A 16169-nucleotide genomic window follows, 5' to 3' on the forward strand; every position below is an offset into this window, starting at 1 on the left:
CAGGTGCTGGTATTCCGGTCCCATCCGCGCGCGGGTCTTGATCCAGGACGGTTTCTTCTCGATCGGGGTCTGGCTGTTACGGGCCTCCAACCGCAACAGCTTGCGACCCTCCGGCGCCACAGTCACGCCGCCCAGGCTACGCCTTGCCCTCGGGTGGTCCGAAATGGTGAGACCGCTCACCCGCGGGTGGTCGCTGCGGTTCACCTCGCCATAGTCGAAAGCTACTCGTGGTAGGGATGTGCTGAAGTCGCGTCGATCACAGCGGGCATACTCCTCGGCCGTGGCGGCGAGCTCGCGGACGGTTCGGGTGCGGTGGGCCGGACATCGGCGGCGGCGATGTCACCGGGGCGCGGTTAGCCTCGGCAATCATGAGCGACCAGTTCAAGCTCCGGATCTTCACCGAACCGCAGCAGGGCGCCACCTACGACGATCTGCTGCGGGTCGCCAAGCGGGCCGAGGAAACCGGCTACGACGCGTTCTTCCGCTCCGACCACTACCTGAAGATGGGCTCGGGGACCGGTGAACCCGGACCGACCGACGCGTGGGTGACGCTGGGCGGGCTGGCCCGCGAGACCACCCGGCTGCGGTTGGGCACGCTGATGACCGCGGGCACCTTCCGGCTGCCCGGCCCGCTGGCGATCGCGGTCGCCCAGGTCGACCAGATGTCCGGCGGCCGCGTCGAGTTCGGGCTTGGCACCGGGTGGTACGAGGAGGAGCACACCGCCTACGGCATCCCGTTCCCGCCGCTGAAGGAGCGCTTCGACCGCTACGCCGAGCAGCTCGAGATCATCACCGGTCTCTGGGACACCCCACGCGGCGAGAGCTTCTCCTACCAGGGCCGGTACTACCAGCTCACCGACTCGCCCGCGCTGCCCAAACCGGTGCAGCGGCCGCGGCCGCCGGTCCTGGTCGGCGGGCTGGGTAAGAAGCGCACCCCGGAGCTGGCGGCGCGCTTCGCCGACGAGTTCAACCTGCCGTTCGCGAGCCTGGAGGCGGCCGCGGAGCAGTTCGAGCGCGTCGCCGAGGCATGCACCCGGATCGGCCGCGAGCCCGCGGAGGTCGTGCGTTCGGCAGCCCTGGTGCTGTGCGTGGGCAGGACCGACGAGGAGATCGCCCGCCGCGCCGACGCCATCGGCCGCGAGGTCGGCGAACTGCGCACCAACGGCCTGGCCGGGACCCCGGCCGAAGTGGTCGACAAGATCGGCACCTGGCGCGAGCGCACCGGCATCACCCGGCTCTACCTGCAGGTGCTGGACCTCGGCGACCTCGACCACCTCGACCTGGTCGCCAGCGAGATCGCCCCGCAGCTGTGAGCGGGCGTGGGCGGCCCGCCCGGCAGCTCACGCCTCCAGGGCAGTCCCGCAGGTCGTCGACCATCAGCGCCGGGGATTCCGACGTGGACGGATGCGCTGGGTCAGCGGTGCAGTTGGCCGGCGATGTCGGACGCGGCGGTGAGCAGGACCAGGGCCGGATCGTCGCCTGCGGGCGGAGCCGGTAGGAGCCGCGCTTGTCCTGCTCCACCAGGCCGCATGCTGTCAGGCTCTTGAGGTGACGCGGCGCTCCGGGTCCGCCGCGTACAGGCCGGTGTGGTCGGTGGGGATGCCCAGGTGCTCAAGCACGCGGCGTGCGCGCCCCCGTCGGTCGGCACGGAGTAGCGCTCCCAGTCGCCGAGCAGCACCTGCTCCCGCGGGTCCAGGAGCCCGTCGGCAGCGGCGATCGCGTAGGCCGCCAGGTGCACGACCTTGACGGCCGAGGCCAGCGGCTGGGCCGCGTTCGGCCGGTGCAGCAGGTGCTGGCCGCGGCCGTCGTCGATGACGAGGATTCCCGCCCCTCTGGTAGTCCCTAATTACGGAATACCAGAGGAGTGGGGATCGGTTTGTCAGGCGCTCAGCGCAGGCTCGGGTCCAACGCCAACGTCACCCCGGCCGCCGCCGGCTGGCGCCGCGGGATGTTGCGCTCCGACACCGGCAGCCGCCCGTCCAGCGCGTCCAGCACGCCCTTGCGGACCAGCGGCATCGCCTCGGCCACGGTCACCTCCCGGCCCAGCTCCGCGGTCAGCGACGTGGTGCCCGCGTCGCTGATCCCGCACGGCACGATCCGCTCGAAGTGCCTGAGGTCGGCGTTGCAGTTCAGCTCCAGCCCGTGCATCGTGACGCCGCGCTGTACCCGGATGCCGATCGCGGCGATCTTGCGCTCCGGCCGGGTGTCGTCCGCGGGCAGCCACACCCCGCTGCGTCCGTCGACCCGGCCCGCATCCAGTCCGAACTGGTCACACACCCAGATCAGCGCCTGCTCCAGGCGCCGCACGTAGTCGACCACGTCGATCGGTTCGGCGAGCTTCAGGATCGGGTAGCCGACGATCTGCCCCGGGCCGTGCCAGGTGATCTTGCCGCCGCGGTCCACATCGATGACCGGGGTGCCGTCCGTCGGGCGCTCCTCCGGCGAGGTGCGCTTGCCCGCCGTGTACACCGACGGGTGCTCCAGCAGCAGCAGGGTGTCCGGGTTCTGTCCCTCCGCGCGTCCCCCGGCCAGCTCGCGCTGCAGGTCCCACGCGGACAGGTAATCGATGGTTCCGAGGTCGCGCACCTCGACGGGGTCGGCGGATGCGCGGCACGAAGTGTTGGCACGACTCACGCGGTCAGGCTACGCCTGCTGTCCAGGGCAGACGCCCGAAGGTCAGCACCCGGTGACCGCCCCACCGAGGGCCGGTGCGCAGCAGCACCACCCGGGTCCCGGCGTCCGTGGCGGGGCCGGTCGCGGCCTTGGGAATGGGCTCGGGGCGCGGCACGCGAAGGGCCCCTCCGGCCGGGGTGGTCGGAGGGGCCCTCAGCGCTCGGTCACAGACCCAGGTCGGCCTCGAAGGCGCCTTCCTCCAGCCGCTGCTTGACCGTGGTCAGGAAGCGAGCCGCGTCCGCGCCGTCCACCAGCCGGTGGTCGTAGGACAGCGCCAGGTACACCATCGAGCGGATCGCGATCGTGTCACCGCCGTTCTCGTCGGCGACCACGACCGGACGCTTCACCACCGCACCCGTGCCGAGCATGCCCACCTGCGGCGGGTTCAGGATCGGCGTGTCGAACAGGGCACCGCGGCTGCCGGTGTTGGTGATGGTGAACGTGCCACCGGACAGCTCGTCGGGCTTGATCTTGTTGTTGCGGGTGCGGGCGGCCAGGTCGGCGATCTTGCGCGCCAGCCCGCCCAGGTTGAGGTCCCCAGCGTTGTGGATCACCGGCGAGACCAGGCCGCGCTCGGTGTCCACCGCGATCGACAGGTGCTCGGCACCGTGGTAGATGACCTGCTTGTTCTCCTCGTCGATCGACGCGTTCAGCTTCGGGTGCAGCTTCAGCGCCTCGGCGGCGGCCTTGGCGAAGAACGGCAGGAACGTCAGCTTGACGCCCTCCGACGCCTCGAAGTTCGCCCTGGCGCGCTCCCGCAGCCGGGCGATCCGGGTGACGTCGACCTCGATGACCGTGGTCAGCTGCGCGGCCGTCTGCAGCGACTCCACCATCCGGCGGGCCAGCAGCTGCCGCAGGCGCGACATCTTCTGCGTGGTGCCGCGCAGCGCCTTGGCCTCCTCCGACGGCTCCACCACGGTGGCCGGAGCGCTGGGCGCGGCAGCCGCCGGAGCAGCAGCGGCGGCCGGAGCCGGGGCCGGAGCTGCCGCGGCGGCCTTCTTGGCGTCGATCGCGGCCTGCACGTCCTGCTTGCGAATCCGGCCGCCGACACCGCTGCCCTTGATGGTGGACAGGTCGATGCCGTGCTCGTTGGCCAGCTTGCGCACCAGCGGCGTGACGTACGGCGTGGTGGTCGGTGCCGCCTGCTCGGCCGGGGCCGGGGCGGTGGGAGCCGGAGCCGGCGGGGCGGCCGGAGCCGGGGCGGACGGTTGCGGAGCGGCGGCCGGGGCCGCGCCCGCAGCGCCGATCACGGCCAGCTTCGCGCCGACCTCGACGGTCTCGTCCTCACCGGCGGCGATCTCCAGCAGCGTCCCGGCGACCGGCGAGGGGATCTCGGTGTCGACCTTGTCGGTGGAGACCTCCAGCAGGGGCTCGTCGACCTCGACGGTGTCGCCGACCTGCTTCAGCCACCGGGTCACGGTGCCCTCGGTGACGCTCTCGCCCAGGGCGGGCATGGTGACGTCGGTGCCCTTGGCGGCGCCACCGGACGGGGCGGCCGGGGAGGCTTCCTGCTGCGCGGGCGCGGGTTCCGCTGCGGGCTGCTCGGCGGGAGCGGACGGGGCCGGCGCCGCTGCCTCACCGGCCTCGCCGATCACGGCGAGCTCGGCACCGATCTCAACGGTCTCGTCCTCCCGGGCGATGATGCGCTGGAGCACACCGGCGGCGGGCGAGGGGATCTCGGTGTCGACCTTGTCGGTGGAGACCTCCAGCAGGGGCTCGTCGACCTCGACGGTCTCGCCCTCCTGCTTGAGCCACCGGGTGATCGTTCCCTCGGTCACGCTCTCGCCCAGGGCAGGCATCTGAACGGAGAAGGCCATCTGTTGCTGACTCCTCGTGGTGTGGCGGGGTGCTGGCTGACTGTGCGCCGACGTCAGCCGTGCACGTGCAGCGGCTTGCCGGCCAGGGCGAGGTGGGCCTCGCCCAGGGCTTCGGTCTGGGTGGGGTGGGCGTGCACCAGCGGGGCCACGTCCTCCGGCAGTGCCTCCCAGTTATAGATCAGCTGCGCCTCGCCGATGAGTTCACCGACGCGGTCGCCGACCAGGTGCAGGCCGACCACCGGGCCGTCGGTGACGCGGACCAGCTTGACCGCGCCTTGGGTCTTGAGGATCTGGCTCTTGCCGTTGCCGGCCAGGTCGTAGGTGAAGGTCTCCACCGAGCCGTACTGCTCCTTGGCCGCGGCCTCGGTCAGGCCGACGGAGGCGACCTCGGGGTGGCAGTAGGTGACGCGCGGGATGCCCGCCTCGTCGATGGGCTGCGGGTTGAGCCCGGCGATGTCCTCGGCGATGAAGATGCCCTGCTGGAAGCCGCGGTGCGCCAGCTGCAGGCCCGGCACGATGTCGCCGACGGCGTAGACGCCCGGCAGGTTGGTGCGCAGCCGCTCGTCGGTGCGGACGAACCCGCGTTCCAGGTGCACGCCGGCCTCCTCGAAGCCGTGCCCGGCGGTGTTCGGGCCGCGGCCCACCGCCACCAGCAGCACGTCGGCGTCGTAGCTCTCGCCGTTCTCCAGGCTCACCGACACGCCGTCGTCGGTCTGCTGGGCGCCGGTGAACTTCACGCCGGTCTTGAACGTGATGCCGCGCCGGCGGAACGCCCGCTCCAGCCGCTTGGAGATGAACTCGTCCTCGTTGGGCACCAGGTGCGGCAGCGCCTCGACGATGGTCACGTCGGCGCCGAAGGAGCGCCACACGCTGGCGAACTCCACGCCGATCACGCCGCCGCCGAGCACGACGACCTTGTTCGGGACGAAGTCGAGGTTCAGTGCCTGCTCGCTGGTGATGATCCGGCCGCCGAGCTCCAGGCCGGGCAGGGTCTTGGAGTACGAGCCGGTGGCCAGCACCACGTTCTTGCCGGTGTAGCGGGTGCCGTCGACCTCGACGGTGTTGGCGTCGACCAGGGTGCCCGCGCCCTCCACCAGGGTTACCTTGTGCGCCTTCGCCAGGCCCTGCAGCCCCTTGTACAGGCCCGCGATGATGCCGTCCTTGTACTTGTTGACGCCGTCGATGTCGATGCCGTCGAGGGCGGCGCGCACCCCGAACTGGTCGGCGTCGCGGGCGGCGTCGGCCACCTCCGCGGCGTGCAGCAGCGCCTTGGTCGGGATGCAACCTCGGTGCAGGCAGGTACCACCGAGCTTGTCCTTTTCAATAAGGACGACGGACAGGCCGAGCTCGGCCGCGCGGAAGGCGCAGGCGTAGCCGCCCGAACCGCCGCCGAGAACGACCAGATCGGCGGACGTGTCGGTCACTTCGCACTCCTCGACAGGCATCGTTGACTCGCTGTGGGCACCGCCGGACCCGGAGGTCACGGGCACCTGGGAGCCATCTTGTCACCACACGATGGGACGACGCGACGTGGGCCGGGTGATCTGTGCTGCACTTCGCGGGGATCAACAGTGGACCGGTGATCGGTTCTTCACACCTAACCCATGCGGGTGGTGGCATCATCGCGGTCGGCTGCGGTTTCCATCCCCGTGACGGGAGGCGAGTGCGGTGGGCCTGTTCGATCGGTGGCGTCGGCGGCGGGGACGCGGGGACGGTTCGGCCGACGTCCGGCACCTCGTGGAGTGGGCGGGCCGACACCGCGGCGTGGAGGGCTACCTGGAGCCCCGGACCACCGTCACCGAGACGACGTTGATGCTCATCGCGCACGACGGGGAGTGGACCCGGCGGCGGGTGGACGGCCCGGCGGCGGCGTTCCGGCTGGCCCGCCAGCTTGGCATCCCGTGCTACGAGGTCGCCAAGGTCGGCTACCCCCAGCGGTACCGCGACTACCAGGCCCGGCAGCGGATCCTGCGGGAGCGGGACCGGCGCGCCGCCGATGGCTGAGGGCGCCTCAGTTCGCGATCCGCGTGGTCGGTGAGCAGGTGACCGGGAAGGTCACTGACCGGGCGATGTAGCAGAGCTCGTGCGCGCGTTCGTGCAGCGCCTCGGCCACGTCGACGCTGGCGCGGTCGGCCACCGTGACCTCCGGGGACAGCACGACCTCCGTGAACTGGCCGGTGCCGTCGGCGTTCTCCAACAGCACCCCGCGGGCGTGGTCGCGGTAGCCGGTGACCACCACGCCGCAGTCCGCGGCCAGGTGCAGAAACCACAGCATGTGGCACTGCGACAGCGAGGCGACCAGCAGTTCTTCCGGGTTGTAGCGGTCGGCGTCGCCGCGGAACACCGGGTCCGCCGAGGCATTGATGGAGTCCTTGCCCGCCGCTCGCACCTCGTGGGTGCGCTTGTAGCTGCGGTACGAACTGGTGCCCTGGCCGGTGTTGCCGGTCCACACCACGTCGACCTGGTAGTCGTGCCGCGCCGCTCGGGGAGCGGCCGGTTTCGGTTCGGTCATCAATCCATCGTGGCACTCCGCCGCGGAGGTTTGGTGATCCTCCTGCGGTTCGGATCACGAATACGCCCCCGCGGCGGAGCGGCGCTGCTCACCATGCCCGGTCGGCCTCGCCTGATCGGCGCATCAACCCCGGTCGGCGATGTCGGCCAGCACGGCGGCCAGGGTGCGGACCGGGACGCCGGTGCCGCCCTTGGGGGTGTAGCCCCACGGGCTGCTGTTGTTGTAGGCCGGGCCCGCGATGTCCAGGTGCGCCCACTGCACGCCGTCGGCCACGAACTCCTGGAGGAACACGCCCGCGGCGAGCATGCCGCCCCAGCGGTGGCCGGTGATGTTGGCCAGGTCGGCGAGCTTGGAGTCCAGGTCGCCGCGCAGCTCCTCGGGCAGCGGCATCGGCCAGCCTCCCTCGCCCACGGCCTGCGACAGCCGCGCCACCCGGTCCCGGAACTCGTCGCTGCCCATCACACCGGGGGTGCGCTTGCCCAGCGCCACCACCTGGGCGCCGGTCAGCGTGGAGGTCTCGATCAGATAGTCGGGCTCGTCCTCGCAGGCGCGGGTGATGGCGTCGACCAGGATCAGCCGGCCCTCGGCGTCGGTGTTGAGCACCTCGACGGTCTTGCCGCCGTACATGGTCAGCACGTCGCCGGGCCGGTAGGCGGTGCCCGACGGCATGTTCTCGGCCATCGGCACGGTGGCGGTGATGTCCAGCGGGTAGTTCAGCCGGGCGGCCAGCACCATGGTGGCGATCACCGCGGCCGCACCGGACATGTCGGAGGTCATCTCCTCCATGCCCTGGCCCGGCTTGAGCGAGATGCCGCCGGTGTCGAACGTGATGCCCTTGCCGACCAGCGCGACCTTCTTGGCGGCCCTGGGGCCCTTGTGCCGCATCCGCACCAGCCGCGGCGGGCGTGAGGAGCCGGCGCCGACGCCGAGGATGCCGCCGAAGCCCTGCTTGCGCAGCGCCTGCTCGTCGAGCACCTCGACCTCCAGCCCGGCGGCGCGGCCGAGTTCGGCGGCGCGCTCGGCGAAGGTGGCCGGGTACAGGTCGTTGGGCGCGGTGTTGACGAAGTCGCGGGCGGTGTTGACCGCCTCGGCGATCGCGGTGGCTCCCTTGAGGGCGTGCGCGGCGCCGTCCGCCTTGGCGTCGTCGACCACGAAGTCCACCTGGGCCACCGGGTCGTCGCCGGAGTTCGACTTGTACCGGGTGAACCCGTAGGCGCCCATCACCGTGCCCTGCACGGCCGCCGACAGCTCTGACGTGGACAGCGTGGTCGCCGCGTGCTCGACACCGGTCAGGGCGCGCGCGGCGGCACCGGACGCGCGGCGCACGGCCTCGGCGGTGACCGCGCCGCCGTCGCCTGGCTTGCCCAGGCCGACGGCCAGCAGGACACACGCGCGCAGCTTCCCGCTGGCGGGGAGCTTGACGACCTCCTCGGCCTTGCCGCTCGCCCCCAGCGAGGTGAGCACCTGCACCAGGTCGCCGTCGTAGGCGGCGGCGACCGGCTCGGCCCCCGGGGCCAGTTCCAGGCCGTCCGCGCCCTGAACGGTGCCGACGACGAGCGTGTCCACGGCGAGCTTGGTCACCGCGGTGTCGGTGAGGGCGAGTTTCGGGGTCGTCACGTGGTCATCCTCCCGGTAGGGGCCGCCGTGTCAGCTGCAGTCTCCTCGCACTCTAGAACGCCGTGCGGAGGGGAAACCGACCAGGACGTCGGTCGGCGCGTCGGGATTTCCGCCGGGCCGTCGTTACGCTGGCGGGTGGTCGCGGTGCGTCAGCCGACAGGCGGCTGCCCGGCCGGAAGTTCCTCTGCAAGGGTGGTCGTGTGGCCCGACAGGTTGAACCGAGCAGTCGGCTGGGTGCTGGTGCGGTTCCGCTGGCGTTGGGCGGGATGCTCGGTGCCGGTGTCTTCACGGGCCTGGCTCCGGCCGCGGCCGCGGCGGGGCCGTGGTCGGTGCTCGGTGCGGCGATCGCCTTGCTGGCCGCGGTGTGCGCGGCGTCGTCGAGCGCGTTCCAGTCCTCGGCCTACCGTGGGCCCGGTGCGGCGTATGCCTGCGTGCGCGCGCGGATGGGTCTTCTCCCGGCGCGCATCGGCGCCAGCGCGTTCCTGGCCGGGCAGGTCGCCGCGCTCGCCGCGATCGCCCGTGTCCTCGGCGACTTCGTCCTGCCCACCGCCGCCTCCCAGGTCGCTGCGGCGGCGGTGCTGCTGGTGGTGCTCGCCGCGACGGCCGGGCTGCGGATCAGGGGAGCGGCTGCCTGGCTCTGGATCGCGTTGACGTTGGTGGTGCTCGGCCTGGTCGTGGTCATCTGCTTCGCGATCGACCCGGTGCCGCCGATGCCCGTCGGCGCGGCACCCGTGGACAGCGCGGTGGGGATCACCGGTGCGGCCGGGATGCTGTTTTTCGCGTTCCTCGGTTTCGAGCGGCTGACCGCGCCCGCCGACGAGCAGGAGCGCTTCCGCTGGGCGGTGGTGAAGCGGGGAACCGCCGCCGCGCTGGTCGTGGTCGCGGTCGTGCTGCTGGTGGTCGATGCCGCGCTGGTGCACCAGCTCGGCTGGTCCCGGTTGGCGCTGTCGCCGACGCCGATTCGCGATGTGCTCGGCGCTGCCGCGGCAGCCGACCTCGCCCCGCTGGTGGGCGTGGGTGCGGCCGTGGCGCTGCTGCCGGTGCTGCTTGCCGCGGTGGAGTCGTTCCGCTCGACCGCGTTGGCCGTGGTGCGCGACGGCGACCTGCCGCAGCTGCTCGGGCGCACCGGCGGTGCCGGAACGCCGTACCTGCTCGACCTCGTGGCCGGGGTGGCGGCCGCGGCCGTCGCGCTGCTGGTCGACCCGATCCCGGCCATGGCCTTTGCGTCCTGCTGCCTGCTGGTGCACCACGCGCTCGCCAACGCCGGGGCTCGGCTGCTGCTGTCCGACGGTCCTGCTTGGCCGATGCGAGGTGCCTGCCTGGGCATGGGACTTTCGGTCGTTCTTGCGATGAGTATGCCGATTTCTGCGATGCTTGCGACGCTTGTTGTCGTTGTAGTCGGTCCTTTGGCGACGGGAGGTGTGTCCCGTCGCTGGAGATGAGGCGGGACATGCGGAACTCAAGTGTCGGCAACCTATCCCTGAAATCCACTCACGATCTGCCGAAGTGGGCGCCCGGCGAGGAAGTGCTCTACAGCTTCTGGCGGCTGGACGGCTCCCTCGGCAACGTCCACCCGGCACGGGTCGTCGAGGACGACGGCGACCAGCTGCTGTGCTGGGTGCTGGCCGGAACTCCGATCCGGACGACCACGTCGCCGGACGGCCGGTCCCCGCGCCAGATGCCGCTGTTCGAGCGCTTCAACGGTCCACGGGTGCCCGCACGGTCGACCTGGCGCAGTACCTCGACGCTGCGCCTGGTGTACGAGCACCGCTGGGCGTCGGTGTGGTGGTTCTTCGAACCGGACGGCACCTTCCGCAACTGGTACGTGAACCTGGAGGTGCCGCTGGGCCGGGATTCGCTCGGGGTCCGGCGCGTCGACGGCGTGCTCGACGTCGAGGTCCTCCCGGACGGCACCTGGTCCTGGAAGGACGAGGACGAGGTGGCCACCGCGATCGCGGCCGGTCGCTTCACCCGGGCGCACCTGAACCGGTTGCGCGCCGAGGGCGAGCACATGATCGGGCTGGCTGAGGCCGGCCGGTTCCCGTTCGACGGTTCCTACTGCGACGCCCGGCCGGATCCGAAGTGGGCGCTGCCGTCCCTCCCGGAGGGACTGCTGCAGATCTGAACGAATGCGTGAGTGGTCGTCGCCCGCACGGCGGTCACTCACGCGTCACAGCGAGACGAACAGCAGGAAGCCGATGATCGCGACGAGCGCGCCGAATCCGCCGACGGAGCCGCCGCGCAGGTCCTTGGGGAAGAACGCCCCGTGTTTGTTCCGCCAGTGGAACGCCCACCCGGCGGCACCGGCCACCCCCAGGACCAGGCCGAAGATCCCGAGCCACGCGTAACCGAGCATCAGCAGCAGCCCACCGCCCAGCGGCATCAGCGCCGCCATGGTCGCGGCGAGCGCGTCCTGCGCCGGTGTGGTGGGGCCGACCGGTGCGTTGTGGGCGTTGGTCATGGTCACATCATAGGTGGCAAGAGCCCGGGCCGAGCGTGTCGCGGTCACGATCAGTGGTGGTGCTTCAGCACTGAGTGGGCGGACACCGGATATTTGGACGACCAAGTTCTGGAGATCCGGTTTCCACTGCTCTCAGGCGCGCGATACGGTACGCGCATGACTGAGGCGCTGTCTTTCACCCGGACCCCCAACCCGCAACCGGCCTCCGCGGAGCGCCGCGCGGAGGTACTGGCGAATCCCGGGTTCGGACGGTTCTTCACCGACCACATGGTGACCATTCGGTGGACCGAGCAGCGCGGTTGGCACGACGCCCGCGTCGAGCCGTACCACTCGCTGGAGCTGGACCCGGCCACGTCCGTGCTGCACTACGCGCAGGCGATCTTCGAAGGGCTCAAGGCGTACCGCCAGCCGGACGGGTCGATCGCGGCGTTCCGCCCGGAGGAGAACGCCCGGCGCTTCCGGCGCTCGGCGCAGCGGATCGCGATGGCGGAGCTGCCCGAGGAGCTGTTCCTGGCGTCGCTGCGCGAACTGATCGCTGTTGACGGCGCCTGGGTCCCGGACGCCGAGGAGAGCTCGCTGTACCTGCGGCCGTTCATGATCTCCACCGAGGTCGGCCTCGGTGTGAACCACCCGTCCAACGCCTACCTGTACACGCTGATCGCCTCCCCGGCCGGTTCGTACTTCGCCAGCGGCGTCAAGCCGGTCACCGTGTGGCTGAGCCACGAGTACGTGCGCGCGGCGCCGGGTGGCACCGGTGCGGCGAAGTTCGCGGGCAACTACGCGGCGTCGTTCCTCGCCCAGGCCCAGGCGGTGGAGCAGGGCTGCGACCAGGTGGTGTGGCTGGACGCCTGCGAGCGCCGCGTGGTCGAGGAGATGGGCGGGATGAACCTGTTCTTCGTGTTCGGTTCGGGTTCCGACGCCCGCCTGGTGACCCCGGCGCTCAGTGGCAGCCTGCTGCCGGGGGTGACGCGCTCGTCGCTGCTGGAGCTGGGCCGGGAGCTCGGCATGCAGGTGGAGGAGCGGCGGATCACCGTCGAGGAGTGGGAGAAGAAGGCCGCGTCCGGGGAGCTGACCGAGGTCTTCGCCTGCGGCACGGCCGCGGTGATCACCCCGGTGGGCCACGTCAGGCACCGCGACGGCGAGTTCACGGTGGCCGACGGCCAGCCAGGCGAGGTGACGATGAAGCTCCGCGAGCGCCTCACGGGCATCCAGCACGGCGCGGTCGCCGACACCCACGGCTGGATGACGAAGCTCAGCTGACGTCCTGGACCGGGGGCACCACCTGCGGCCGAGTCGAAGGTGCCCTCCTCTCGTGTCACCTGGCGAGCGGATGAGGGCCTTCACCCGGTGCAGGGCCCGGCCGGTGGTGGGGTCAGGCGGCGACTGCGGCCGTGGCCAGGACAGTGGTGGTGGCCAGTTCCGAGGCCGCGCCGAGCACGTCGCCGGTGATGCCGCCGAAGCGCCGCCGCACGTGCCGGGTGAGCGCCAGCAGCGCCGCCGCGGCGAGCAGCACCGACAGTGCGGCGGGCCAGCCGGCGGCGAACGAGACCGCGAACAGCGCCAGCCACCACGCCGCCACCAGCCACGTTGGTTGACTGCCCGCCACCAGCGCGCCCATGCCTTCCGCACGAGCCGCCGGAACTCCCTCGCGGCAGCACAGCACGAAACCCGCGCGGCCGACCGCGCACGCCAGCACCAGCACGAGCGGGTCGTGCGTCAACGCCGCGAGGCTGGCCGCCTGGACGCCCAGCACCAGCACCAGCGCCACCACGGCGAACGGCCCGGCACCGCCGTCGCGCATCACGGCCAATGCGCGTTCCGGCGGGCCGTAGCAGCCCAGCCCGTCCACGGTGTCCGCCAGGCCGTCCACGTGCATGCCGCGCGTCACCAGCACCAGCACCGCCACCACGAGCAGCCCCGCCAGCAGCGGGGGAGCACCGAGGGCGGTGAGCCCCCACAGGACGAGCGCGCCGATACCGCCAATGAGGGCGCCGACCAGTGGGGCGAACGAGATCGCCTGGCGACAGGTGCTGTCCACCACGCGCCGCGCGGGCACCGGCAGCACGCTCAGCCACGACACCGCCAGGCGCAGGCCGTCCAGGCTCACGGCCGCGGACCGCTCGCCTCGGCCTCGGTCGGCCCGGCGACACCGGCCTCGGCGAAGGTGGCCATCTCACCCAGCACCCGCACCGCGGCGGTGAGCACCGGCAGCGCCGTCAACGCGCCGGATCCCTCGCCCAACCGCATGCCCAGGTCGAGGATCGCGGTGAGGTCGAGGTGGTCCAGCACCAGCGGCGCGCCCGGCTCGGCGGAGCGGTGCCCGGCCAGCCACCACTGCCGCGCGCCGGGGGCGAGCTCCTCGGCCACCAGCGCCGCCGCGCCCACCACGACCCCGTCCAGCAGCACCGGGGTGCGCCGCACCGCCGCCTGCGCCAGGAACCCGGTCAGCCCGGCGATGTCGGCCCCGGCGGAGGTGCGCAGCAGCGCCACCGGGTCGTTCAGCACCGTGCGGGCGCGGCGCAGCGCGTCGCGGATCGCGGCGGTCTTGCGCATCCAGGCGGTGTCGTCGATGCCGGTGCCGCGGCCCACGACCGCGACCGGTTCGGTGCCGGTCAGCGCCGCGATCAGCACCGCCGCCGGGGTGGTGTTGCCGATGCCCATGTCACCGGCGATCAGCAGATCGGCCCCGGAGTCGACCTCCTCGTCGGCGATGGCGCGCCCGGCGCTGATCGCCGCCTCCACCTCGGCCTGGGTGAGGGCGTCCTCCCGGTCGATCGACCCGGACCCGCGGCGCACCTTGCGCGCGCTGACCACCGGCGGGGTGTCGGCGTTCACGGCCAGGTCCACCACGCGGATCGTCGCGCCCGCGTTGGCGGCCAGCACGTTCACCGCCGCGCCGCCGCTGAGGAAGTTCCCGACCATCTGCGCGGTGACCTCGGGCGGGTAGGCCGACACGCCGTGCGCGGCGATGCCGTGGTCCCCGGCGAACACGACCACCCGCGGCCGGGCGAACGGGCGCGGCGGGGAGACGCCCTGCCGGGCGGCGACCCAGACCCCCAGCTCCTCCAGGCGACCCAGGGAACCGACCGGCTTGGTCAGCTGCTCCTGCCGGGCGACCGCCTGCCGCCCGGCCTGCTCGTCGGGTGCGGGCACCGCCGGGAAGCTGATCGTGGTCAAGGGAAAACCTCCGTGTCGGGTCAGCGCAGCCGGAGCGGTTGCCCGGCGACGAGCAGGACGACCTCGTCGCACGCGTCGGCGAGCCGCGCGTTGAGCGCGCCGAGTTCGTCGCGGAACAATCTGCCAGAGCGGGTGGCCGGGACGACTCCGAGGCCGACCTCGGCGGAGACCAGCACCAACCGCGCCGAGCAGCGCGCCACCGCGTCGACCAGCGCCGTGCAGCACCCGGCGACCGCGTCGAGCGCGACCGGATCCCGCTCCCAGGCCGCGGCGTCGTCGAGCACCCCGGTCAGCCAGGTCGCGACGTCGTCGACCAGCACGGTCGCACCGGGTTCGGCGGTCTCCAGCGCCCGCCGCAGGTCGTCACCGGCGGCCTCGACCGTGCGCCAGTGCGCGGGGCGACGGGCGACGTGCGCGGCGATCCGCTGCGCCCACTCGCGGTCCGCGGGGTCCTGCCGCGCGGTGGCGACGTAGGTGACCCGCGCGGACTCCGCCACCAGGCCCTCGGCGTGCGCGGACTTGCCGGACCGGGCACCGCCGAGCACCAGCGTTCGCGATGCCACCACCGAACCTCCGCTGCTGCAGACGACGTCGCGCAGACGCTACCCGCAGCCGCAGGCGGCGGATCAATCCCGCACGACCCGGTGTGACCGGGATCGCCGTCAGCCGACCTTGGCGATGTCCTTCGGGGTGTAGCGGGGGCGGGGGACCCGGAGCTTGCGGATCTGCATGGCCCGGGTGAAGGCGTACCAGCCCAGGGAGAACGGGCGGTCCTTGGCATCCGGGAACTTCGCGCGGACCCGCCGGTTGACGTAGCGACCCAGCAGGGTGCCCTCGACGGCCATCATGATCAGCATCGCCAGGCACACCAGCGTCGCGTACTGCTGCACCACCAGGTTCTGCACCAGGGTGGTGGCGAACACGACCAGCACCAGGGGCATGAACAGGCCCATCAGGTGCCGCCGGGTGTCGACGAGGTCGCGGACGTAGGCGCGCACCGGACCCTTGTCGCGGGGCATCAGGTAGCGGTCGTCGCCCTGCATCATCCGCTCGCGGCGCTCGCGGGCGGCCCGGCGGCGCTCCTCCTTGTTGCCGCGGGCCCGCTTGATCGCCTCGCGTTGGGTCTGGGGTGGGGGCGGCACCGGACCGCGCCGCCGACCTTCGGCGTCCCGCCGCTTCGGCGTCGGCCGGCCCTTCTTGGGCGTGCGGCCGGGCGCGTGCTCCGCCGTGGACTGGGCAGTTTCGGTCTCGGACTCCGCGGTGGCGGTCTGCTCAGCGCTGCTGCGGCGAAGGAACCTCACTCCTCCAGGGTATTCGACGCCACGCCCCGCGCCTGCACCAGACCAGGTGGATCGGACCTCGCTCGCCACGTCACACCAGCTGGCCGGACAACTGTGCCACCATGGGTTGGAGCAGACAACCACCCGTCCCCGGGTCCGCCCGCGGGAATAGCCCGGGTCCGTGTGGGGTTGCACCCCACGCCGGAATCGGACGAGCGAGACCTCTAGGGAGAGTCCATGACCGCCCCGAACACCACGACCGAGAGCGAGGCGCCGGCCCACGGTGTCACGTTGACCGACGCGGCGGCCAAGAAGGCCAAGGCCCTGCTGGAGCAGGAGGGTCGCGACGACATGAACCTGCGCATCGCCGTCCAGCCGGGGGGCTGCGCGGGTCTTCGCTACCAGCTCTTCTTCGACGAGCGCACCCTCGACGGCGACGCGCGGCGGGACTTCGGTGGCCTCGGTGTGGTCGTCGACCGGATGAGCGCCCCGTACCTGGAGGGCGCGGTGATCGACTTCGTCGACTCCATCGAGAAGCAGGGTTTCACGATCGACAACCCGAACGCGGGCGGTTCGTGCGCCTGCGGCGACTCGTTCCACTGATCAGGCGCGCACCGATCTGGCCGAAGGCC

At 72.1% G+C, this 16169-nt stretch carries 16 protein-coding genes and 1 pseudogene; 6 read left to right on the top strand and 11 right to left on the bottom strand.

Annotated features, from left to right (window positions below):
• Positions 1-126, bottom strand: a pseudogene (locus IEY17_RS24120) (lipoyl synthase); the annotation flags it as partial.
• 242 nt (positions 127-368) lie between these two features.
• Here IEY17_RS24120 and IEY17_RS24125 point away from each other — a divergent pair.
• The gene (locus IEY17_RS24125) at positions 369-1313 is read left to right on the top strand and encodes an LLM class F420-dependent oxidoreductase (RefSeq protein ID WP_188991622.1); all 945 of its coding nucleotides are present in this window, start codon (positions 369-371) and stop codon (positions 1311-1313) included.
• Positions 1314-1887: 574 nt separating this feature from the next.
• Here the strand turns inward: IEY17_RS24125 and lipB are convergent.
• The 3 genes from lipB to lpdA all read right to left on the bottom strand — a co-directional run bounded on the left by lipB (position 1888) and on the right by lpdA (position 5914).
• A complete protein-coding gene (gene lipB / locus IEY17_RS24130) occupies positions 1888-2634 on the bottom strand; it encodes a lipoyl(octanoyl) transferase LipB (RefSeq protein ID WP_188991624.1) in 747 nt (248 codons plus the stop codon).
• Between the two features lie 203 nt (positions 2635-2837).
• Positions 2838-4490, bottom strand: a complete 1653-nt coding sequence (sucB, locus tag IEY17_RS24135; protein WP_188991626.1) for a 2-oxoglutarate dehydrogenase, E2 component, dihydrolipoamide succinyltransferase — start codon at positions 4488-4490, stop codon at positions 2838-2840.
• A 53-nt stretch (positions 4491-4543) separates the two neighbouring features.
• On the bottom strand, positions 4544-5914 hold the full coding sequence (gene lpdA, locus IEY17_RS24140) for a dihydrolipoyl dehydrogenase (RefSeq protein ID WP_188991628.1): 1371 nt from the start codon (positions 5912-5914) through the stop codon (positions 4544-4546).
• Between the two features lie 244 nt (positions 5915-6158).
• Here lpdA and IEY17_RS24145 point away from each other — a divergent pair, with 244 nt between their 5' ends.
• Positions 6159-6494 (top strand): oxidoreductase, encoded by a 336-nt coding sequence (locus IEY17_RS24145; RefSeq protein ID WP_188991630.1) that lies wholly within the window; start codon positions 6159-6161, stop codon positions 6492-6494.
• A 7-nt stretch (positions 6495-6501) separates the two neighbouring features.
• Here the strand turns inward: IEY17_RS24145 and IEY17_RS24150 are convergent, their stop codons facing one another.
• Positions 6502-7002, bottom strand: a complete 501-nt coding sequence (locus tag IEY17_RS24150; protein WP_188991632.1) for an OsmC family protein — start codon at positions 7000-7002, stop codon at positions 6502-6504.
• A 123-nt stretch (positions 7003-7125) separates the two neighbouring features.
• On the bottom strand, positions 7126-8619 hold the full coding sequence (locus IEY17_RS24155; RefSeq protein ID WP_188991634.1) for a leucyl aminopeptidase: 1494 nt from the start codon (positions 8617-8619) through the stop codon (positions 7126-7128).
• 200 nt (positions 8620-8819) lie between these two features.
• On the opposite strand from IEY17_RS24155, the gene IEY17_RS24160 reads away from it, so the two are divergent.
• Positions 8820-10061, top strand: a complete 1242-nt coding sequence (locus tag IEY17_RS24160) for an APC family permease (protein WP_188991636.1) — start codon at positions 8820-8822, stop codon at positions 10059-10061.
• Between the two features lie 8 nt (positions 10062-10069).
• Positions 10070-10744 carry a ribonuclease FAU-1 family protein gene (locus tag IEY17_RS24165; protein ID WP_188991638.1) on the top strand — a complete coding sequence of 225 codons (675 nt, stop codon included), beginning with the start codon at positions 10070-10072 and terminating at the stop codon, positions 10742-10744.
• Positions 10745-10789: 45 nt separating this feature from the next.
• Here IEY17_RS24165 and IEY17_RS24170 read toward each other — a convergent pair whose 3' ends face one another.
• Complete coding sequence (locus tag IEY17_RS24170) at positions 10790-11080, bottom strand: hypothetical protein (protein ID WP_188991641.1); 291 nt, start codon at positions 11078-11080, stop codon at positions 10790-10792.
• Positions 11081-11236: 156 nt separating this feature from the next.
• Between IEY17_RS24170 and IEY17_RS24175 the strand changes: the two genes are divergently transcribed.
• Entirely contained in the window at positions 11237-12340 is a 1104-nt protein-coding gene (locus tag IEY17_RS24175) for a branched-chain amino acid aminotransferase (RefSeq protein ID WP_188991643.1), read from the top strand.
• Between the two features lie 112 nt (positions 12341-12452).
• Here the strand turns inward: IEY17_RS24175 and cobS are convergent, their stop codons facing one another.
• From cobS to IEY17_RS24195, 4 genes are all read right to left on the bottom strand, one after another.
• Complete coding sequence (cobS, locus tag IEY17_RS24180) at positions 12453-13181, bottom strand: adenosylcobinamide-GDP ribazoletransferase (protein WP_188991697.1); 729 nt, start codon at positions 13179-13181, stop codon at positions 12453-12455.
• A gap of 2 nt (positions 13182-13183) precedes the next feature.
• On the bottom strand, positions 13184-14257 hold the full coding sequence (gene cobT, locus IEY17_RS24185) for a nicotinate-nucleotide--dimethylbenzimidazole phosphoribosyltransferase (RefSeq protein ID WP_188991645.1): 1074 nt from the start codon (positions 14255-14257) through the stop codon (positions 13184-13186).
• A 20-nt stretch (positions 14258-14277) separates the two neighbouring features.
• Positions 14278-14820, bottom strand: coding sequence for a bifunctional adenosylcobinamide kinase/adenosylcobinamide-phosphate guanylyltransferase (gene cobU / locus IEY17_RS24190; RefSeq protein WP_188991647.1), 543 nt, complete (start codon positions 14818-14820; stop codon positions 14278-14280).
• 99 nt (positions 14821-14919) lie between these two features.
• Positions 14920-15558 carry a DUF3043 domain-containing protein gene (locus IEY17_RS24195; protein ID WP_188991649.1) on the bottom strand — a complete coding sequence of 213 codons (639 nt, stop codon included), beginning with the start codon at positions 15556-15558 and terminating at the stop codon, positions 14920-14922.
• A gap of 216 nt (positions 15559-15774) precedes the next feature.
• Between IEY17_RS24195 and IEY17_RS24200 the strand changes: the two genes are divergently transcribed.
• A complete protein-coding gene (locus IEY17_RS24200; RefSeq protein ID WP_188991651.1) occupies positions 15775-16140 on the top strand; it encodes a HesB/IscA family protein in 366 nt (121 codons plus the stop codon).
• Positions 16141-16169: the final 29 nt, after the last annotated feature.

This window comes from Saccharopolyspora thermophila (assembly GCF_014646075.1).
Taxonomy (GTDB): Bacteria; Actinomycetota; Actinomycetes; order Mycobacteriales; family Pseudonocardiaceae; genus Saccharopolyspora; species Saccharopolyspora thermophila.